Genomic DNA, 20,687 nt, shown 5'->3' with positions numbered 1-20,687 from the left:
GCGGCGAGCAGCTCGTCGTGGGTGCCCACCTCGGTGACGCGCCCCTGGTGCAGCAGCACGATCCGGTGCGCGGCGCGGGCGGTCGGCAGGCGGTGGGCGATGAGCACGGTCGTCCGCCGCCGCGAGACCCGGTGCATGGCGGCGACCACGCGCGCCTCGGTGGCCAGGTCCAGGCTGGCGGTCGCCTCGTCGAGCAGCAGCACCGCCGGGGCGACCAGCTCGGCCCGGGCCAGAGCGATGAGCTGCCGCTGCCCGAGGGACAGGGAGGCCCCACGCTCGCTGACCTCGTGCAGGTAGCCCCCGCGCAGCCCGGCGATCACGTCGTGGGCCCCGACGGCGCGGGCCGCCTCCTCGACCTCGGCGTCGGTGGCCTCGGGCCGGCCGTAGGCAATGTTGTCCCGCACCGTTCCGGTGAACAGGAAGGTCTCCTGCGGCACGTAGCCGAGCTGCCGGTGGTAGGCGGCGGAATCGAGGGTGCGCAGGTCGTGCCTGTCCACCGTGACCTGTCCGTCGGTGGGGTCGTAGAAGCGGGCGAAGAGCTTCATCATCGTGGACTTCCCGGCGCCGGTCTCCCCGACGAGGGCGACGGTCTCGCCCGCCGGGACGTCGAGGGAGACCCCCGTCAGCGCGTCGGGGAACGTGGGTGGGGACGGCACGGATGACCCGCCCGCGCCGCCGGGGCGGGTCGCGAGCTGTGGGTAGCGGAAGTGCACCTCGCCCGCCGTCAGCTCACCGCGCAGCAGGCCGGGGTCCAGGGGGTCGTCCGCCTCCGGCGTGGAGGTCTCCAGCGCCAGCAGCTCGGCGATCCGCCCCACCGACACCCGGGTCTGCTGCCAGGAGTCGAAGACCTGTGAGAGCTGCTGGATGGGATTGAAGAACATGTCGATGTAGAGCAGGAACGCGATCAGGGCACCGGTGGTCAGGTGGCCGTGCGCGATGAGCTCGGCGCCGACCCCGAGCACGATCGCGTCGGCCACGGCGGACAGGAACTGCACGAAGGGGAAGTAGGTGGCCACGAGCCGTTGTGCGGCGACGCGGGCCTCCACGTAGGCGGTGGCCAGTCCGTGGAAGTGCTCGGTGGTGGCGGGCTCGTGGGCGAAGGCCTGTGCCTCGCGAACGCCGGCGAGGCTCTCCTGGAAGTCGGCGTTGACCACCGCGATCCGGTCGCGCGCGACGTCATACAGCGCCGAGGCGCGGCGACGGAAGAGGACCGTGGCCCAGGCCAGCGGCAGGATGACGCTCATGGTGGCCAGCGCCAGCGGGAGGTCCAGCACCAGCAGCACCACCCCGACGCCGAGGAAGGTCGCGATGGCCACCAGCGCGGACAGCAGGCCGTTCTCGATCAGGGACTCGAAGGAGTCGACGTCGGTGGTCATCCGGGTCATGACCCGGCCGGCCATCTCGCGTTCGTAGTAGTCCAGCGACAGTCGCTGCAGCTGTGCCCAGATCCGCACCCGCAGGCTGAGCATCACCCGCTGCGCGGTCCGCCCGGTGACGAAGGTCTCGGCGGCCTGGTTGGCGGTGTCGAACACGGTGAACCCGAGGTAGGCGAAGGTCGCGGCGAACAGCGCCGAGGACGACCCGGCAACCACGCCCTGGTCGACACCGACCTTGACGAGGAAGGGACCGGCCAGCCCGGCGACCGCGTCCAGGATGACGAACACGAGACCGAACAGCAGTGGGCGACGGAACTCGCGCAGCAGCCGCCGCAGGCCGAAGTGGGCGTCGCGCCGGGTCTCGGCCGCCAGGTCCACGGTCGCCCGGTCGCGCACCGGCGGCAGCGCGTCGACCTTCGCCAGCAGCTCGGGAGTCGGCGCCAGCGCCATCCGCCAGCCGCCGCCGTGGCCCCGCCCGAGCCCGGCCCCGAGCGTCGCAGCGGTGGGTCGGGACCGGTTCGCCGCGGCGCGTGCCTGAGCGGTGTCGCGCTGCCACGCCGACTCGGTCACGCCGTCGACGGCGTCCGCCCAGCGCTCGATGCGGTCCGGGGGCAGGCTCTCCTCGGGGTCGAGGCCGGCGAGGAGCCCGCGGTAGAAGGAGTTACGCGCCATCAGCTCCTCGTGCCGTCCCTCGTCGACCACCTGCCCGGCGTCGACCACCACCACCCGGTCGGCGAGGTGCAGGGTCGACGCCCGGTGCGCGACCAGGAGGGTGGTGCGGTCCGCCATGACCCGGCGCAGCCCCTCGTGGATCGCCTCCTCGGTGCGCGAGTCCACGGCGCTCGTCGCATCGTCGAGCACCAGGATCCGCGGGTCGGCCAGCACGACGCGGGCGAGCGCGATCCGCTGCCGCTGGCCTCCGGAGAGGGTGTGGCCGCGCTCGCCGATCGGCGTGTCGTAGCCGCCGGGGAGCCGCTCGATGAACCCGTGCGCCTGCGCCACGCGGGCGGCCGCGAGCACCTCCTCCTCGGTGGCATCCGGGCGGCCGTAGGCGATGTTGGCCCGCACGCTCTGGGAGAACAGGAAGCTCTCCTCGAAGGCGTAACCCACCTGCCGGCGCAACGAGCGGAGCGCCACCCCCCGCACGTCCGCGCCGTCGACGAGCACCGCCCCGGCCCGCGGGTCGTGGAAGCGTCCGACGAGCGCCATCGCGGTCGACTTGCCACAACCGCTGGGGCCCACCAGCGCGACCCGCTCCCCGGGCCGCACCCGCAACGAGAACCCGTCCAGGGCCGGCGGGTCGTCCTCGCCGTAGCCGAACCGCACCGCACGCCACTCCACCTCGCCGCGCAGGGCAGGCAGCTCGACCGCGTCCGGTGCGTCGACGATCGCCGGCTGGGTGTCGAGGAGCTGGAAGATCCGCTCGACGCCGGCGCGCGCCTGCTGGCCCACGGTGAGCACACCGGCCAGCTGGCGGGCGGGCGCAACGAACTGGGCGACATACGTGGAAAACGCCAGGAAGGTGCCGATGGAGATGTTTTCGTGCAGCGCCATCCAGCCGCCGAGGCCCAGGATCGCCACCTGCCCCAGGGTCGGGACCGCCTTCATCACCGGCTGGTAGCGAGCGGTGAGCCGCACGGCCCGCATCTGCGATCCGTAGAGCCGTTGCGCCGCGTCGACGATCCGGCCGAGCTCGTGCCGCTCCTGCCCGAATGCCTTGACCACCCGCACTCCGGCGACGTCCTCGTCGACGATCTGGGCGACGTCTCCTTCGCGCTGCTGCCCGTCCCAGCTGGCCGGGAAGATCTTGTCGCGCATCCGGTAGGAGACGACGAAGAGCAGCGGCGCCACCGCGATGCTCACCACGGACAGCAGCGGCGAGAGGTAGATCATCACGCCGAGCGAGAGCACGAGCATGAGCACGTTGCCGGTCATGATCGGGAAGAACGACAGCAGTCCCTGCACCAGGGTGGTGTCGGAGTTGGCGCGGGCCACCACCTGCCCGGTCGGCAGGTGCGAGAGGGTCTGCAGATCCATCGACTGCAGCCGCTCGTGCATCGCGGTGCGCAGGTCGTTCTGCACGTTGAGAGCCATGCGGCCGCCCCGGTAGCGGCGCACGTAGGCGAAGCCGAAGGCGGCCAGCGCGACGGCCACCAGCAGCACGACCCAGGGCGCGAGCGGCTGGGTGTGCGCGATGATCACCGCGTCCACGATCTGGCGGGCGATCAGCGGGACCGCCGTGTTGAGCACGCCCCCGAGCAGGGCGGCACCCAGCGACAGCAACGCATCCCGGCGGTGCACCAGGAGGCAGCCGACCAGCCGCCGGATCCAGCCCTGGTCGGGATCACCCATGGTGGTGGGCCCGTTCGACGTGCAGCTGCTCGATGGCCGGGCCGAGCCGGGCGAGCGCCTGCAGCAGCCCGGCCGGGTCGTCGTCGTGCTGAACGACGGCAGCGAGTCGCTCCGCCAGGGCGGTCTCCACGTCGCGCAGGGCCCGGTCTCCCTGCGCGGTCAGCGCGAGCCGGACGGCGCGCTGGTCCCCGGGGACGGTATGCCGTCGCAGCAGCCCCCGCTTGCACAGCGCGTCGACGCTGGCGCTCACCGTGGGTTTGCCCACCGCCAGCCGCTCGGCCAGTCGCGCGGCCCGTTCCTCACCTTCGGCCACGGCGCACAGCACGCGGTACTGCGCGAGCGGCAGGTCACCCGCCGCTCGCTCCAGCAGGCGCGCCACGCGGGCCAGGGATCGCACCGCCGCAACACCGACCGGCCGCTCGGTCTCCGGCCTTCGCCCCGGTCGCACCGTGGAAGGGTCCATCACCTCCGACGGTACAACGTGGTTCGTACCCCGAACCACTGCCGTGGCGGATTATCGTTCCGTCAGCGAGTTCGGCGGCCCACGAGATGGAAGACCCGGCTGAGCTGCCGGTAGGGGTCGCGCCGGCTGGCCTCGAGCTCGACTGCGGCGACGGCCGCCGCCTGCTCCGCGTCGCTGGGGTCCAGCTCGGCCCCGCTGAACTCGAGCCAGTCGACGAACAGCCAGACGCCGTACCAGCGCAGGGGCTCCACGCCGCGGCTGCGCACCAGCTCGCTGAGTTCCTCCACGGTGTCGGCCCGGGTCGGGACTCCGAGCACGCCCACCTCCGTGCGAGTGTCGAAGGACGCCAAGGCGTCCCCCCACCGGCGTTCGAGGGCCGGGCGGACCGCCATCACCTTCGCGTTGCCCGTCATGATCGAGACGATGCCGCCCGGTGCCGCGCACCGGCACAGCTGGTCGAGCAGCGGTTCCGGATGCTCCAGGTAGCCGAGCACGCCGTGGCAGAGCACCGCGGCGAAGCGCGCGCCGTCGACCGCCACGCCGGCGTTCCGGCCGTCGGCCTCGAGCAACGTCACGCGATCGCGGGCCTCCTCCGGGAGGCGCTGGAGTCGCTGCCGGGCCTTGTCGAGCATGGCTGGCGACGGGTCGAGCAGGGAGATGTCATAGCCGGCGCGTGCCAGCGGAAACGACTGGTGCCCTGCGCCGCCGCCCACGTCGAGCACCGGCGCCGGCGGGGCGGGCAGGTGCTCCAGCAGCTGTTGGTGCAACACGTGCGTGCGCACGAACCCCTTCACCGATTCGTAGGCCTCGTCGGCGAAGTGGTCCGCCAGGCCGGCCCAGGTGTCGTCGCCCACCAGCCCACGATAGGGCCGTGTCGCGGCGAGCACCCGGCCCGGAACCGGGTCAGCGCCCGACGACCTGGAAGTCGACGGTGTAGTCGCCGTCGTCGTGCCGGAAGCCCATGGTGAAGGAGTTGGACCCCTTGTCCCAGGAGATCCGACGCGCGTAGGTGCTCGGGGCCACGTCCACGATCGAGACCCGTCCACCGTTGTTGGCCAGCTGCACGGAGAACCCACCGAGGAAGTCGTCCTGGTTCTTGGGGATCAGTGAACCGACCCAGGACAGGATCATCCCGGCGATGTTGACCACGGGCTGGCCGACGGCCGCGCCGATGCCGGAGGCGAGCTTCCCGGCCGCGGACACCGTGGATCCGTAGTCCTGTCCGTCGCTCTCGTAGAAGGCGCAGGCAAACGTGGCGTTCTGCCCGGGCTGCAGTGCCTCGTCGTAGATGGTCGCGTTGAGGCAGCGGTTCTGCTCGGCGCCGCTGTCGTTCATGTCCCACGCGGTGGCGTTGTCCGCATCGTGCCACTTGTCGTGGTGGTCGTCGTGGTGGTGTCGCCCGTGCCGTGGTCGCCCGGCCAGACGGGCGGGCGACCCCAGAGCGTGCCCGCGGCAACGCGGGGCCGGTGGAGCCGCTCCTGATACCTGCGCCCCTCGCTGCGCTCGCCGACGCGGTCGCTGCGCGGCACAGTGGCTGCCGTGGATGCGACGGTTCTGGTCTGTGGCGCGGTGTTCGACGGGTCGTCCAGCGAATTGGGTGGCCGGACGGAGCTGCTGGTCCGCGACGGGAGGATCGCCGAGATGGGGTCCTCCGTCACCCGGCCAGAGGGGGCTGAGCTGATCGACCTGTCCGAACGCACCGTCAGTCCCGGCTTCATCGACACGCACGTGCACCTGACGATGGACGCCTCCCACCTGGCCCGGCAGACGCTGGGCTCGTCGGCGACCAAGGCCCTCACCGGGCTGGGTCTTGCCCGGGAGTACCTGGACTACGGCTTCACCACCCTGCGTGATCTCGGCAGCATGGATCCCGACTTCCCGACCGTCGACCTGCGCGACGCGCTCGCCGCCGGAGTGGTGGACGGCCCACGGCTGGTGGTCGCGGGCCACGTCATCAGCTCGACCGCGGGGCACGGCGACCTGAGCGGCTTCTACGCCTCGCGCTGGGACCTGCCCGTCTCCGCGGTCGCCGACGGCGTCGCGCAGATCCGCCGGGTGGTGCGCCGCGAGCACGCCCACGGCTCGGACTGGATCAAGACCGCCAACGCCGGCGGCTACTTCAGCGCCGGCGACGATCCTGCGCGCGTGACGTGGTTCGACGACGAGATGGAGGCCCTGTGCGCGACCGCGCACCAACTCGGTCTCCCCGTCGCGGTGCACACCGGCGCCGCCGACGCCTGCAAGCAGGCGGTCCGCTGCGGCGCGCGCAGCCTGGAGCACGCCTACCTGATCGATGAGGAGGGGGTCGATGCCGCCACCCGTGCCGGCGCCTACCTCGTGCCGACGATGCAGATGACCCAGGAGGACCTCGCCCAGCTCCGTGCCGGGACGCTGCCGGAGCAGGCGGTCTGGAAGTTCCGGCGGGACCACCAGCAGATCCTCGACTCCCAGCGGATCATGGCGGCAAGCGACGTGAAGGTGGCCTTCGGCACCGACTGCGGCATGTTCGCGTTCAGCCACGGCATCCTCGAGTTCCAGGCGATGGTGGCAGCCGGGTTGAGCCCCGCCCGCGCGCTGCGCGCCGCCACCTCGGTGGCCGCGGAGATGCTGGCGATCGACGACATCGGCGTGCTCAGGCCCGGGGCACGGGCCGACATCGTCGCCATGCCGGGCAACCCGCTCGACGACATTGCCGCGACTGCCCGCGTCGACTTCGTCATGCACTCCGGCACGGTCCATCGCCGCCCCGGCGACGGCACTCAGCCCGCGTGAGTCACGTGAGGGCGGCGGCCCGCCCTGCGAGGGCGCTGGCCCGGTCCGACATCACCGGGTCGAGCCCGGCCTGTGCCACGTTGATCGCGACCAGCTGAGCCGCCGCGTCGACTGCCGCCTGCGCCAGCTTGAGCGCGGTGAGCGCGTCGCCCCGCAGGTTCGGGTTGCCCTCGCGCGCCAGCGCGGCAGCCTGCTCGGCCATCTGGGTGCCCACCTCGGCGATGGTCAGGGGGACTCGAGCGGCGTCGCTCCACGCGGCCTGCGCAGCGGGGCTGTCGCGGCCGCTCTCGCGGATCGCTTGGAGCACTGCTGCATAGGACCGGGCGTCGTCGTCGGCGAGCCCCTCCGCAATGACCCGCCACCGTTGCAGCTGCTCGGCGATGGACCCCGCATCGGAGAGCTGGCGGGTGGAGAGCCGGGCCGCCTTGGTCGCGAGAGCCGCGGCCAGCGTCAGCGTCGCGGCGGCCACCGACCCGGCCGCCGGCGCGGGTTCGGGCTGCGCCACCAGGTCGGCGAAGCCCGTCATCGGCTCCTCGACGTAGCGGCCCACGAGTCCGAACCGTCGAATCAGAAGAGGCCGACGGTGTTGCCGTTCGCGTCGATGTCGACGTGCGCCGCCGCCGGGTCCGAGCCGAATCCGGGCATCGTGCGCATGTCACCGCAGATGCCGTAGATGAAGCCGGCGCCGACGGAGGCCCGCACCTCGCGCAACGGCAGCCGCCACCCGGTGGGCGCGCCCTTCAGCGTGGGGTCGGAGGACAGCGACAGGTGGGTCTTGGCCAGACAGATGGACAGGTTGCCGAAGCCTGCCGCCTCATAGCGGTCCAACTGCCGGTTCGCTGCCGGGGAGTAGTCGACCCCGTCGGCGCCGTAGATCTTCGTCGCGATCGTCTCGATCTTCTCGCGCAGGCTGGCCTCGTCCGGGTAGAGGAAGTGGAAGTCCGTGGGCTCCTCGACGGCATCCACCACGGCCTGCGCGAGGTCGAGGGCACCCTCACCGCCCCGGGCGAAGTGGTCGGAGACGGCGCAGCGGGCGCCGGCCTGCTCACTGATCTCGCGGATCGCGTCCACCTCGCTCGGGTGGTCGGTCCCGAAGGCGTTCACCGCCACGACCGGTGAGACCCCGTGGACCCGCACGTTCTCGATCTGCTTGACCAGGTTGGCCGCACCGGCGCGGACGTCGTCCGGGTTCTCCTCGAACAGCGCCTGTGGCAGCTTCTGACCGGCGACGATGCGGTACTTGTCCGAGTGGGCCTTCAGCGCGCGCACGGTCGCGACGATCACGGCGGCGTCGGGCTTCTCCCCCGAGACACGGCACTTGATGTTGAAGAACCGCTCAGCGCCCATGTCGGCGCCGAACCCGGCTTCGGTGACGACGATGTCGGAGGTGCGCAGGGCGATCAGGTCGGCCACCACCGAGGAGTTTCCGGTCGCGATGTTGCCGAACGGCCCGCAGTGCACGAACGCCGGTGTGTTCTCCAGCGTCTGCAGCAGGTTGGGCTTGATGGCCTCCTTGAGCAGCACCGTCATGGTGCCGGCCGAGTGCAGCTGCTCGGCGGTGACCGGCTCGCCCTTGGCGGTGTAGCCGACGACGATCCGGCCGAGCCGCTCCCGCAGGTCGGTCAACGAGGTCGTCAACGCGAGCGTGGCCATCACCTCGGAGGCTGCGGTGATGTCGAAACCGGTCTGCCGCAGCGGCCCGTTGCCCCGAGCGCCCAGCCCCGTGACGATCTCGCGCAGCCCCCGGTCGTCCATGTCGACGACGCGACGCCACGTGATGGTCGAGGGGTCGATGCCCAGCTCGTTCCCGCGGAACAGGTGGTTGTCCAGCATCGCCGCGAGCAGGTTGTTGGCGGCGCTCACGGCGTGGATGTCGCCGGTCAGGTGCAAGTTCAGCTTCTCCATCGGCACGACCTGGCTGTAGCCGCCCCCGGCGGCCCCGCCCTTGATGCCCAGTGCCGGGCCCATGGAGGCCTCGCGGATCGTCACCGTCGCGCGCTTGCCCAGCCGATTCAGCCCCTGCACCAGGCCGACAGAGGTGGTCGACTTCCCCTCCCCCAGCGGTGTGGGGGTGATGCCGGTGACGACGACGTACTTCGCCCGGGGCCGGTCGGCGAACTCCTGGATCGCGTCCAGGCTCACCTTCATCACGTCGTGGCCGTACGGTTCGAGCAGATGGTCCTCGAGGCCCAGCTGCCCGGCGATCTCCTCGATCGGCTTCAGCGTGGCGTTCTGCGCGATCTCCAAGTTGGACGGAACGTCGGCCATGACTCCACCTGCCCCTTCCTGCACACGAGGCGGCACCTCGCCCGAAGAGGTGCCCACACCTGCGAACCTAGCCCCCGCCCCCCGCACACGTCGACCGCTCCGGACCGACCCGACCGCAGCCTGCGCTGGTGACAACCGTCCCGGGCGACCCGCGACGGACACGCAAGCACACGGCATACGGCCGTGGTTGCGACGTTGCGGATCTCGGGACTTTCCCATCGATCTCGGGACTTTCCTGCCGGCAAAGTCCCGAGATCGAGCGGAGAGTCCCCAGATCCAGCGGAGAGTCCCTAGATCGGCGAAGTTGCGCGGAGAGCTGGGCCGCGCGCATACTTGTATGCGGCAACCAACTGATTGCTGTTCATCCCTCCCCCAGAGGCCGCCATGTCCATCGATCTCGAGACAGCGCAGCGGTTCGGCAACGACCTCATCCGAGTGGTCAAGCTGTTCACGTCCATGCGCCACCACCTGCCCCGGCTGCACCCGGGCGCCGAGCCCTCGGCATACCCGCTGCTGTTCCAGCTCTCCCGCGAGCCGCGACGCGTCTCGGCGCTGGCCGAGTGCGTCCACTCCGAGGTGTCCACGGTCAGCCGCCAGGTGAGCGGGCTGGTCTCCCACGGCCTCGCCGAGAAGGTGCAGGACGAGGAGGACCGCCGCGCCTCGGTGGTGACCCTGACCCCGGAAGGGCGGGACCTGATCGACCGACTCGTCGCCGGGCGCAGCGAGTGGCTCGCCCAGCTGCTCGACGGGTGGGAGCGCGAGGACGTCGAGGCGTTCGACTCCTACCTCGGCAGGTTTGGCGACTCCCTCCAGGAGGCACGTGACCGGATGAACCAGCAGCCCCACCCCGACCTGATGACCGCCGGCCAGACCACCGTCACCGCCGACTCCGCCACCACCGAGGACCGTCCATGACCGCCGCCGCACCAACCGCCACCAGTTCCTCTTCCGGCGTGGGACTGACCCACCGGCAGATCCTCACCATCTTCAGCGGCCTGATGATGGGCATGTTCCTGGCCGCGTTGGACCAGACCATCGTCGGCACCGCGATCCGCACCATCGCCGACGACCTGCACGGCCTGGACATCCAGGCCTGGGTCACCACGGCCTACCTGATCACGTCGACAATCGCGACGCCGCTCTACGGCAAGCTGTCCGACATCTACGGGCGCAAGCAGTTCTTCATCAGCGCCATCTCGATCTTCATCATCGGCTCGGCGCTGTGCAGCTTCTCCACGTCGATGTACATGCTCGCCGGGTTCCGCGCCCTGCAGGGCCTCGGCGCCGGTGGCCTGTTCTCCCTGTCGCTGGCGATCATCGGCGACATCGTCTCCCCGCGCGAGCGGGCGAAGTACCAGGGCTACTTCCTCGCCGTCTTCGGCACCTCCAGCGTCGCCGGCCCGGTCATCGGCGGCTTCTTCGCCGGCGCCTCGCAGATCCTGTTCATCAGCGGCTGGCGCTGGGTCTTCCTCGTGAACGTGCCGATCGGCATCGCCGCGCTGTTCGTCGTCAGCAAGACGCTGCACCTGCACCACGTCCGCCACGACCACCGGATCGACTGGTGGGGCGCGGTGTGGCTCGTCATCGCCCTCGTCCCGCTGCTGACCGTGGCCGAGCAGGGCCGCACGTGGGGCTGGGGCTCGGGCCGGTCCCTCGGCTGCTACGCGATCGGCGTGATCGGCGTGCTGCTGTTCGTGTGGGCCGAGAAGCGGATCGGTGAGGAAGCGCTGATCCCGCTGCGGATCTTCAAGAGCCGCGCCATCTCCATCACCATCGTCGGCAGCATGATCGTCGGCCTCGGCATGTTCGGCGGGATGATGACGATCCCGCTCTACCTGCAGATCGTGCACCAGGCGACGCCGATGTCCTCCGGCTTCATGATGCTGCCCCTGGTGCTCGGGATCATGGTCTCCTCGGTCATTTCCGGCCAGCTGATCTCCAAGACCGGCAAGGTCCGCATCTTCCCGATCCTGGGCACGGCCCTGATGATCGTCGGCCTGGTGCTGCTGTCCCGGGTGACCGCCGACTCCTCGCTGACGCTGGTGCTGGCGTTCATGCTGATCTTCGGCCTCGGCCTCGGGAACACGATGCAGCCGCTGACCCTGATCGTGCAGAACGCGGTCCACCCGCGCGAGATCGGCATGGCCACGAGCGCCGCCACTTTCTTCCGCCAGATGGGCGGCACGATGGGGGTCGCAATCTTCCTGTCGATCCTGTTCAGCAGCGCCGGCACGAAGATCAAGGACGCCTTGGTCTCCGCGCTGCAGACGCCGGCCTACCAGCAGGCGCTGCGCGATCCGGCCCTGCAGCAGCACCCGGACTCCGCGGCCCTCGCCCAGGCCCTGCAGCACCCGCAGCAGGGCGGTGGCGCCGGTGGCGCCGGCGGAATCCTCAACGACTCCTCGGTGCTCGGTCACCTGACCGACGCGGTCGCCCACCCGTTCCGGGTCGGCTTCTCGCAGGCGATGGACCTGGTGTTCATCATCGGCGCCGCCGTTGTCCTGATCGGCCTGATCGTGCTGTGCTTCCTGCCTCGCATCGAGCTGCGCACCCAGTCCGGCTTGGAGATCGCTGCCAGCGAGCGGGCGGCCGCGGCTGCCGCGGCCCAGGCCGAGCCCAGTGAGGGTATGCCGGCCACGAGCGCTGGCATCGCCGGGAGCCAGGCCATTGACCGCCTGGGCTCGGACGGCGAGCGGTCGGACGGCGGGTCGGCCCGCGGCGAGGTGCCCGAGGACGATCGGCCCGGCGATGAGCGGGAGCTCGTCGGTGTGGGTGCCCGGACGCACCACGGCGAACACCAGGCCCAGACCGCGGACGACCACGGTGACCACACCCACCAGTGGACCACCAGCCGCGGCCTCACCGACGCCGTCTGCGCCGAGTGCGGGGCGCGCACCCTGGACGAGATCGTCGACCAGGACGGCGACCACGGCCACTCCCCCGAGACCGCGCCACAGCGCTCCGGCGGCGGGCGGCACGAGAGCGCATCGGACGCCCAGCCGCCCGCACCCAAGCGGCGCGGACCGGGACGCCACCGCGCGTAGGTGAGCACTCGGCATACCGGGTCCAGAGCCCGGGTGCCGACAGGACGCCCCGATGAGGGGCGGGTGCAGGGGGTCCGGCGAGGCGCCGGACAGGGCCGGCCGGCACACCACGGGGAGGTGTGCCGGCCGGTCGTCGTCTGCGCGCGGTCCGCAGCCGAGGCGGTCAGGGGGGAGAGGAGCCCGAGTCCGGGGGCTTCTTCTGGTGCGCGGCGAACCAGTCGCGCGCGTCGCCGCCCGCGAGCAGCCAGACGACCGCGATCGGCACGAGGGCGAAGACGATGTTGCCGTCACCGAACCCGGTGAAGAGGAAGTAGGCGACGGCGATGCCCATGCAGGCGAAGGTGATCGAGCGGGCGGTGTTGTTGCCCAAGCGGATCCAGTGCGCCAGGGCCAGCAGGAGCGCCGCCACGAGGAGCAGCAGGATCCCCACACCGACCGACTCGGTGAAGGCGGCCACCCCTCCCACGATGGCCAGCACGCCGACCGCGGCGAGGATGACGGTCACCACGACAACCGGCACCGGCGGCATGCTGCCGTCGTCACGCCTGCGTGCCACGGTCACTCCCTTGGACTCCCCTCCCATTGTGGTCACGTCACCGGGCGCGTGTCAGGAGGGTCACCCGGTTTCGTCGCCTGCGCCGCCGCCGTGGGCATCCCAGCGCAGCAGCGCCGCCACGGGCGCCCCGTCGAGCACGGAGTCCGGGACCACGACGACGTCGGCGCCGGTGCGTGCCGCCGCCGCGACCACGACGTCGTCCAGGGGCAGCTCGCCGGTGTCCCCACCCGATGCCGGGCCGAGGTCCAGCCCTTCGTGCTCGGACACCCGAACCCGCTGCGTCCGCGCGGCGCCCGGGTCGAGCAGCACCCGGTCGACCTGGCCCTGGACGAAGGCGTCGAGCACCGCGTCCGCGCCGCTCACCGCGCCACTGCCCTGGCCGACCCGCTGCTCCAGCTCCCGCGCCTCGACCAGCCGGCGCTGCACGACCCGCCCGACGATGAGTTCACGGATCTGAGCGTCGAGCTGCTCGCGTGAGGACCCGGCGGCCCGGCCGCCGCTGTCGAGCCGGACCAGACTGACCCGCGCCTCCTCCCCGACGCCGTCGCGGATGTCGCTGCAGGCGCGCTCGTCGCCGGCGAGGACGACGAGCTCGATGCCCTCCCGTACGAGCGAGTCGACGGCCTCGACGGTCTCCTCGGCGTTGCGCCGCCAGACCTCCTCGGCGTGCCGCTGGTAGCGCTTCATCGACCAGTCGCCGGTGTTGACCTTGGTCATGTGGAACGTCTCGCCGTGGGTCTCCCCCTGCTCGACCTCCGGCGCGGAGGAGGCGCGGTGGACCTCGATGTCGGCGCCCTCGCGGTCGGCCAGGACGAGCGCGAACGGCACCGAGGCGTCCTGCAGCCGCACCCACGGCGTCAGCGCCGGCAGGGTCCCCCACTGCACGACGGGCCGGTCCACCCGTTCGCGCAGCTCACCGCTGAGGAGCACGCCCGAGTCGTTCGCGACCACCACGCGCGCGACCGGGGCCGCGGTGTGGACGTCCGCGTCCAGCTCGGCGCGGACGAGCTCGCGGACCTGCTCCGGGGCGTCCTGGTGCTCCAGCTCGGTGACCGCGTCCTTCACGCGCAGCTCGTGCTGCCGCTCGCCACCGCCGCCCTCTTCGGAGACGTCGACGAGCACCGTCGCGAACGGGCCCGGCTGGTCGTAGATCGAGGCTAGTGAGGCAGTACGCATGGCGGTGCCCCTACCCGGTCGGGCGGGCCGCAATCGCCCGGGTCACGGCGGGCGGCGCGGCGTGCTGAGCCCTGAGGTCTGACCGGGCGGCGCGCTTCTCAGCCGCTCAACCCCAGACGAGCGCCTTGGCCGGGTCCTCGAGCACGGCGGCGACGTCGGCCAGCGTCCGGGAGCCGAGGTCCCCGTCGACCAGGCGGTGGTCGAACGCGAGCGACAGCTGGGTGATCCAGCGCGGCTTGATCCGCTCCGAGCCGTCCTTGCCGGTCACCACCCACGGCATCCGTCGGACGGCGCCGAAGCACAGGATCGCCGACTCGCCCGGGTTGATGATCGGCGTGCCGTTGTCGACACCGAACACCCCCACGTTGGTGATGGTGATGGTGCCGCCGGCCTGCGCCGCGGGGGTGGTCCGCCCCTCGCGTGCGGTCTGCGTCAGGTCGGCGAGGGCGTCGGCCAGCTGGCGCAGCGACATCCGGTCGGCGTCCTTGATGTTCGGCACGATCAGCCCACGCGGGGTCGCCGCGGCGATGCCGAGGTTGACGTAGTTCTTCTGGATGATCTCGCCGGCGGCCTCGTCCCAGGTCGCGTTGACGCCCGGGTTGCGCCGCACCGCGAGGATCAGCGCCTTGGCGACGACCAGCAGCGGGGACACCTTCACCCCGGCGAACTCGCGGTCCTCACGCAACCGCTCGACGAGCTTCATGGTGCGCGTCACGTCGACGGTGACGAACTCGGTCACGTGCGGCGCGGTGAACGCCGACCCCACCATGGCCTGCGCGGTCATCTTGCGCACGCCCTTGATCGGGATGCGCGTCTCCCGCTCCCCCGCCACCACGGGGTATGCCGGAGCCTGGGTCGCGCTCGCTGCCGCCGCTGCCGCGCCGGTCGCCCCAGCGGTCGCACCCCCGCCGACGAGGAACTGCTCGACGTCGGCGCGGCTGATGATCCCGTCCTCCCGCGTCGGGGTGACGAGGGCGAGGTCGATCCCGTTGTCCTTGGCGAACTTCCGCACCGGCGGCTTGGCCAGCGGGCGACCGCCGTTGCCGGAGGCGGGCGCCGGTGGGGTGGCCTCAGCAGCCGGAGCCTGGGCCGCGGGCGGTGCGGGCGTCTGGGAAGTCGGCGCCGGGGCCTGCGGGGCGGCCGCGACCGGGGAGTCGCTGGCGGCGACGGCCTCGGCCGGGGCGTGGCCCGCGGCCGGTCCGCCGACCTGACCCATGGCGGCCTGGGCTCCCTCGGCCGCCCGGCCCGGCGCGCCGCCCTTGCGTCGGCGGCGCCGCGTGGAGCCGCTGGAGGGCCCGTAGCCGACGAGGTTCGCGACCCGCTCGCCCTCCTCGGCGGCGGCAGCACCGCCAGCTGCCGCGCCCGCACCGGCGGCCGCGCCACCGGCCGGGCCGGCCGGCGCCTCGTCCTCGGCCCCCGCCACGTCGACGGCGAGGATCGGCTGGCCCACCTCGACCGTGGTGCCCTCCGGCACGAGCAGGTCGACGACGCTGCCGTCCCACGGCACCGGCAGCTCCACCAGCGACTTGGCCGTCTCGACCTCGACCACGACGTCGTTGGTCTTGACGGTGTCGCCCTTCTTGACCTTCCAGCTGACGATCTCGGCCTCGACCAGGCCCTCGCCGGGGTCGGGCAGCCTGAAGTTCTTCACACCCATGAGTCGTGCGTCTCCTGTGTCAATGGGCCAGCGGCGGTCAATGGGTCGGCGGTCAGTAGGCCAGCGCCTGGTCGACGCCGTCGAGGATCCGGTCGAGGTTCGGCAGGAACTCCTCCTCGAATCGGCTCGGCGGGTAGGGGATGTTGTAGCCGCCGACCCGCAGCACCGGCGCCTCGAGGTGGTAGAAGCACTCCTGCTGGATCTCGGCGGCGATCTCCGAGCCCATGCCCAGGAAGGTGCTGGCCTCGTGCACCACGACCACCCGGCCGGTCTTCTTCACCGAGGCGGTGATGGTGGACAGGTCGAGCGGCGACAGCGTCCGCAGGTCGATGACCTCCAGCGAACGGCCCTCCTCCTCGGCTGCCGCCGCGGCCTGCAGGCAGGTCTTGACCATCGGGCCGTAGGCGAGCAGCGTCGCGTCGGTGCCCTCTCGCATGACCCGCGCCTCGAAGAGCCCCCGCGGCGCACCGGCGGCCTCGTCGATGTCGACCTCGCCGCGCTCGTGGTAGCGCCGCTTCGGCTCGTAGAACATCACCGGGTCGTCGCAGGCGATGGCCTGCTGGATCATCCAGTAGGCGTCCTCGGGGTTGCTGCACGAGACGACCCGCAGGCCGGCGGTGTGCGCGAAGTAGGCCTCGTTCGACTCGCTGTGGTGCTCGACCGCGCCGATCCCGCCGCCGTAGGGCACGCGGATGACCATCGGCAGCTTGAGGTAGCCGAGCGACCGCGCGTGCATCTTGGAGACCTGGCTGATGATCTGGTCGAACGCGGGGTAGATGAAGCCGTCGAACTGGATCTCCACCACCGGGCGGTAGCCGCGCAGCGCCAACCCGACTGCGGTGCCGACGATCCCGGCCTCCGCGAGCGGCGTGTCGATGACGCGGTCCTCGCCGAAGTCCTTCTGCAGTCCCTCGGTGATGCGGAAGACGCCGCCGAGCTGGCCGATGTCCTCGCCCATGAGGACCACCTTCGGGTCCTGCTCCATCGCCCGGCGCAGTCCGGCGTTGAGGCCCTTGGCGAGCGTGAGCTTCTGGCCCGGCATCAGTTCCCCTCCTCGGAGTCCGCCTGGGAGTCGGCTTCGAAACCGGCGTGGTAGGCGACCAGCTGCTCCCGTTCGGCCTGCACGAGCGGGTGCGGTTCGGCATACGTGTGGTCGAACATGGTGGGCAGCTCGGGGTCGGGCATCTCCTGGCACTGCTTGCGGATCCGGGCCGCGAGCTCGTCGGCCTCGGTCTCGATCCGGTCGAAGAAGGCCTGGTCGGCGAGGCCCTCCTTCTCGAGGTAGGCCTTCATCCGCGCGATCGGGTCCTTGGCCCGCCACAGGTCGACCTCCGCGGCCACGCGGTACTTGGTCGGGTCGTCGGAGGTGGTGTGCGCACCCATGCGATAGGTGAACGCCTCGATGAGGGTGGGGCCCTGTCCGGACCGGGCCTGCTCGAGCGCGTGGCGCGTGACGGCATACGTCGCGAGCACGTCGTTGCCGTCCACCCGCACGCCGGGGAAACCGAAGCCGCGGGCGCGCTGGTAGGGCGGGACGCGGAACTGGCGCTCGTTCGGCTCGGAGATGGCCCACTGGTTGTTCTGCACGAAGAACACGACGGGGGCGTGGGCGACGGAGGCGAAGACGAGGGCCTCGTTGTAGTCGCCCTGGGAAGTGCCGCCGTCACCGGTGAACGCCATGACGGCGGTGTCACGCTCGGGGTCGCCGGTGCCCACGGCGCCGTCGCGCTGGACGCCCATCGCGTAGCCGGTCGCGTGCAGCATCTGGTTGCCGATGACGATCGTGTAGAGGTGGAAGTTGTTCTCGTTGGAGTCCCAGCCCCCGTGGTTGACCCCGCGGAACATGCCGAGCAGGTTCATCGGGTCGACGCCCTTGCACCAGGCGACGCCGTGCTCGCGGTAGCCGGGGAACGCGTAGTCCTGCGGCTTCATCGCGCGGCCGGCGCCGACCTGGGCCGCCTCCTGGCCGAGCAGGCTCGGCCACAGGCCCAGCTCACCCTGGCGCTGCAGGGCGTGGCCCTCGGTGTCGACCCGGCGCACCAGCACCAGGTCGCGGTAGAGGCCGCGGAGACCGTCGGCGTCGAGGTCGGCCAGGTAGGCGGCGTAGGGCGCCGACACCTCGCTGTCGATGCGCTCGCCCTCGGCGCTGACGAACTGCACCATGTCGGGCCCGCCGTCGGTCACGTCACGCACGGGCAGCCCCGGCGCGACGGTCTCGTGGTGGTGGGGCGGCTCGGCGATGTGCTCCCCGGCGGGGGCACCGGTGCCCGAGGGAGCGGTGTCGGGGGCAGTGGGGGCACCGCGGGCATCGTCGCCGCTCACAGGGTCTCCTTCGTGCGCGAAGCGTCCGGCCGGGCGCGGCCCGGGTGGGATCTGTCCACCCGGGATCTGTCCACATGCCGGACATGGTGTCGACGTCACTGTAGGGCGACCACGCGGTGGCGTGCCACGGCCCCCCGGGGTGAGTGCTCGGCATACCGGCTCAGCGGTTGCGGAAGGCCTCGGCGACCTGCAGCAACCGGTCGTTGGCTTCGTCCTCGGCGATGCTGCACCGGCAGCCCTCGCCGGCGAACGGCCGCACGGTGAGCCCGGCCTCGTCGGCCGCGGCAGCGAAGGCCAGGGTGTCCTCGCCGAGCGGGAGCCAGACGAAGTTGGCCTCGGTGTCGGGGACCTCCCAGCCCTGGTCGCGCAGGCCCTTGAGCACCCGCTGGCGCTCGAGGACGAGCGCGTCGACCCGCTCCTGCAGCTGGTCGAAGGCCTCGAGGCTGGCGATGGCGGCCTGCTGCGCGAGGTCGCTGACGCCGAACGGGACGGCCGCCTTGCGCAGCGCGGTGGCCACCGGCTCCTGGGCGACGGCGTAGCCGACCCGCAGCCCCGCGAGCCCGTAGGCCTTGCTGAAGGTGCGCAGCACGGCGACGTTCGGGAACCGGCGGTAGAACGACAGGGCGTCCGGGGCCTCGGGGTCCTGGACGAACTCCAGGTAGGCCTCGTCGATGACGACGAGCACGTCGGAGGGGACCGTGCCGAGGAACGCCTCGAGCTCGTCACTGTGCACCGTCGGCCCGGTCGGGTTGTTGGGGGTGCAGACGATGACCAGGCGGGTCCTGTCGGTGATCGCCGCGGCCATCGCGTCGAGGTCGTGGCGAGCGTCCCGGTCGAGCGGGACCTGCACCGAGGTGGCGCCCGAGAGCGCGACGACGATCGGGTAGGCCTCGAACGAGCGCCAGGCGTAGACGACCTCGTCGCCCGACTCGCAGGTGATCTGGAGGAGCTGCTGCAGCACCCCGACGCTGCCGGTGCCGGTGGCCAGGTGCGCGGCCGGGACGCCGAGGGTCTCCGCGAGCCTGTCGGTGAGCGCCCGGACCCCCATGTCCGGGTAGCGGTTCATCCGCGCCGCCGCGTCCTGCACCACCTGCAGCACGCTGGGCAGCGGCGGGTACGGGTTCTCGTTGCTGCTCATCTTGTAGGCCCGGATGCCGGCCCGTTCGACCGGCGGCTTGCCCGGCTTGTAGGCCGGCACCGCATCGAGGGCGGCCCGCAGCCGCACCGAACCCGTGGGAGTGGTGGGGACCTCGCTCATAGACGCACTGTATGGCGTGCGCTCACCTCCCGGTGCGCCGGTCACCGCCCTGCCCTTCGGCGCCCGCCCCCCGCGACCGACGACCCGGTGTGTGGCGTGTCGCACCGCTCCAGACCCGCGAAACGCCACCGACGAGGTCGTCGGTCGTCCGTCCGTGCCGATGAGCGCCGCGGACCTGCCACGATGTGGGCATGTCGATCGTGATCAAGGTCCTCGTGAACGCCGTGGCGCTGTGGGTCGCCGCGCTGGTCGTCCCCGGGATCACCCTGGGCCTGCCCGGGCACACCGAGTCCTGGACGACGCAGGTCGGCACGGTCGTGGTGGTGGCCGTGATCTTCGGCTTGGTCAACGCGATCATCAAGCCGGTCGTGAAGTTCTTCGCGTTCCCGTTCATCATCCTGACGCTCGGGCTGCTCACGCTCGTCATCAACGCGTTCATGCTGCAGATCACGTCATGGGTCGCGGGCGCCTTCAACTTGGCGTTCCACGTGAATCATTTCCTCTGGGACGCGGTGTTCGGCGGGATCATCATCGCGATCGTGAGCATGATCCTGCACCTGGTCCTGCCCGACCGGGACGACCGGGCCCGGATCTGAACAGCAGTTGAGGAGTGCCCGAACACGGCGGAGGAGGGCTGGGATGGCACACCGGAGGGAACCGACGCGGGTGGTGATCGGGCCAGTGGCGACGTCGCAGGAGCCGCGCGAGGGCTTCCCGCGCAAGCGGGAGGTCCCCCCGGCGGGAGGTGAGCTCCCGGCATACCGCTGGGAGCCGGCGGGCCGCAGCGCGCGGGCGGGGCTGGTGGTCTTCCAGGAGATCTTCGGCGTCAGTGACTACATCCGGCGACGGTGCGCGGACCTCGCCGAGCTGGGCTACGTCGTGGTGGCGCCGGAGCTGTACTGGCGGCTCGAGGCGGCGGGGGTTGACCCGACCGTCGACGAGGAGCAGCCGGACTTCCTCGATCGCGCGATGGAGCTGGTCGGACAGCTCGACTGGTCGTCCGCGGTCGGCGACGGGGTGGCCACGGTGGAGCACCTCCGCGCGGAGGCGGGCATCGAGCGGGTGGGGGCACTCGGGTTCTGCTTCGGCGGCGGGCTGGCGTTCAACGTGGCGGCGCAGACCGCCGTGGACGTGCTGGTCAGCTACTACGGCTCCGCGCTGCCGAACCTGCTCGACCTGGCGCCGTCGGTCCGCGCGCCGAGCCTGCACCACTTCGGGACGGCGGACGTCTACCTCGACCCCGGGACGGTCGAGCGGATCCGCCAGGCCGTCACCGGGCCGCACGCCGGGGAAGGGACGCGGTTCGAGGTGCACGAGGGCGCGGGGCACGCATTCGACAACCCCCACCCGATGTTCCACCACCCCGCGGCGTCGGCGCGGGCCTGGCAGCAGACGTGCGCGTTCCTCACCGCCCACCTGCCCCCGACCTGAACCTTCGGGATG

At 71.7% G+C, this 20,687-nt stretch carries 17 protein-coding genes; 5 read left to right on the top strand and 12 right to left on the bottom strand.

Annotation, left to right across the window (positions count from 1 at the left end):
• The 4 genes from VFL99_RS17085 to VFL99_RS17070 form a co-directional block, all read right to left on the bottom strand.
• On the bottom strand, positions 1-3,728 hold a 3,728-nt coding region (locus VFL99_RS17085; protein WP_325107565.1), incomplete at its 3' end, for an ABC transporter ATP-binding protein.
• Positions 3,721-4,191 (bottom strand): MarR family winged helix-turn-helix transcriptional regulator, encoded by a 471-nt coding sequence (locus tag VFL99_RS17080; protein WP_325107564.1) that lies wholly within the window; start codon positions 4,189-4,191, stop codon positions 3,721-3,723. The genes VFL99_RS17080 and VFL99_RS17085, both read right to left, overlap by 8 nt.
• Before the next feature lie 62 nt (positions 4,192-4,253).
• On the bottom strand, positions 4,254-5,045 hold the full coding sequence (locus VFL99_RS17075; protein ID WP_325107563.1) for a class I SAM-dependent methyltransferase: 792 nt from the start codon (positions 5,043-5,045) through the stop codon (positions 4,254-4,256).
• A 49-nt stretch (positions 5,046-5,094) separates the two neighbouring features.
• Positions 5,095-5,526 carry a hypothetical protein gene (locus VFL99_RS17070; RefSeq protein ID WP_325107562.1) on the bottom strand — a complete coding sequence of 144 codons (432 nt, stop codon included), beginning with the start codon at positions 5,524-5,526 and terminating at the stop codon, positions 5,095-5,097.
• A 204-nt stretch (positions 5,527-5,730) separates the two neighbouring features.
• Here VFL99_RS17070 and VFL99_RS17065 point away from each other — a divergent pair, with 204 nt between their 5' ends.
• Positions 5,731-6,963, top strand: a complete 1,233-nt coding sequence (locus tag VFL99_RS17065) for a metal-dependent hydrolase family protein (protein WP_325107561.1) — start codon at positions 5,731-5,733, stop codon at positions 6,961-6,963.
• Position 6,964: 1 nt separating this feature from the next.
• On the opposite strand, the gene VFL99_RS17060 is transcribed toward VFL99_RS17065, so the two are convergent.
• Together VFL99_RS17060 and VFL99_RS17055 are read right to left on the bottom strand one after the other, a co-directional pair.
• Positions 6,965-7,513 (bottom strand): cyclodeaminase/cyclohydrolase family protein, encoded by a 549-nt coding sequence (locus VFL99_RS17060; RefSeq protein WP_325107560.1) that lies wholly within the window; start codon positions 7,511-7,513, stop codon positions 6,965-6,967.
• A 17-nt stretch (positions 7,514-7,530) separates the two neighbouring features.
• Positions 7,531-9,231, bottom strand: a complete 1,701-nt coding sequence (locus tag VFL99_RS17055) for a formate--tetrahydrofolate ligase (protein ID WP_325107559.1) — start codon at positions 9,229-9,231, stop codon at positions 7,531-7,533.
• Between the two features lie 384 nt (positions 9,232-9,615).
• On the opposite strand from VFL99_RS17055, the gene VFL99_RS17050 reads away from it, so the two are divergent.
• Both VFL99_RS17050 and VFL99_RS17045 read left to right on the top strand, forming a co-directional pair.
• Complete coding sequence (locus tag VFL99_RS17050) at positions 9,616-10,146, top strand: MarR family winged helix-turn-helix transcriptional regulator (protein ID WP_325107558.1); 531 nt, start codon at positions 9,616-9,618, stop codon at positions 10,144-10,146.
• Positions 10,147-10,184: 38 nt separating this feature from the next.
• Entirely contained in the window at positions 10,185-12,275 is a 2,091-nt protein-coding gene (locus VFL99_RS17045; protein ID WP_325107557.1) for an MDR family MFS transporter, read from the top strand.
• 163 nt (positions 12,276-12,438) lie between these two features.
• Here the strand turns inward: VFL99_RS17045 and VFL99_RS17040 are convergent, their stop codons facing one another.
• From VFL99_RS17040 to hisC, 6 genes are all read right to left on the bottom strand, one after another.
• Complete coding sequence (locus VFL99_RS17040) at positions 12,439-12,831, bottom strand: hypothetical protein (RefSeq protein WP_325107556.1); 393 nt, start codon at positions 12,829-12,831, stop codon at positions 12,439-12,441.
• 60 nt (positions 12,832-12,891) lie between these two features.
• Positions 12,892-14,007 carry a baeRF2 domain-containing protein gene (locus VFL99_RS17035; protein WP_325107555.1) on the bottom strand — a complete coding sequence of 372 codons (1,116 nt, stop codon included), beginning with the start codon at positions 14,005-14,007 and terminating at the stop codon, positions 12,892-12,894.
• A 106-nt stretch (positions 14,008-14,113) separates the two neighbouring features.
• Positions 14,114-15,664, bottom strand: a complete 1,551-nt coding sequence (locus tag VFL99_RS17030; RefSeq protein ID WP_325107554.1) for a dihydrolipoamide acetyltransferase family protein — start codon at positions 15,662-15,664, stop codon at positions 14,114-14,116.
• Between the two features lie 52 nt (positions 15,665-15,716).
• Positions 15,717-16,706 (bottom strand): alpha-ketoacid dehydrogenase subunit beta, encoded by a 990-nt coding sequence (locus VFL99_RS17025; protein ID WP_325107553.1) that lies wholly within the window; start codon positions 16,704-16,706, stop codon positions 15,717-15,719.
• Positions 16,706-17,905 carry a pyruvate dehydrogenase (acetyl-transferring) E1 component subunit alpha gene (pdhA, locus tag VFL99_RS17020; protein WP_414713795.1) on the bottom strand — a complete coding sequence of 400 codons (1,200 nt, stop codon included), beginning with the start codon at positions 17,903-17,905 and terminating at the stop codon, positions 16,706-16,708. The genes VFL99_RS17025 and pdhA overlap by 1 nt, the downstream gene beginning before the upstream one ends.
• 241 nt (positions 17,906-18,146) lie before the next feature.
• A complete protein-coding gene (gene hisC, locus VFL99_RS17015; protein WP_325107552.1) occupies positions 18,147-19,244 on the bottom strand; it encodes a histidinol-phosphate transaminase in 1,098 nt (365 codons plus the stop codon).
• A 191-nt stretch (positions 19,245-19,435) separates the two neighbouring features.
• On the opposite strand from hisC, the gene VFL99_RS17010 reads away from it, so the two are divergent.
• Positions 19,436-19,840, top strand: coding sequence for a phage holin family protein (locus VFL99_RS17010; RefSeq protein WP_325107551.1), 405 nt, complete (start codon positions 19,436-19,438; stop codon positions 19,838-19,840).
• A 43-nt stretch (positions 19,841-19,883) separates the two neighbouring features.
• Complete coding sequence (locus VFL99_RS17005) at positions 19,884-20,675, top strand: dienelactone hydrolase family protein (protein WP_325107550.1); 792 nt, start codon at positions 19,884-19,886, stop codon at positions 20,673-20,675.
• The last annotated feature ends 12 nt before the right edge of the window (positions 20,676-20,687 follow it).

It is taken from the genome of Segeticoccus sp. (genome assembly GCF_035708005.1).
This window is presented reverse-complemented; position numbering and strand designations above follow the sequence as displayed.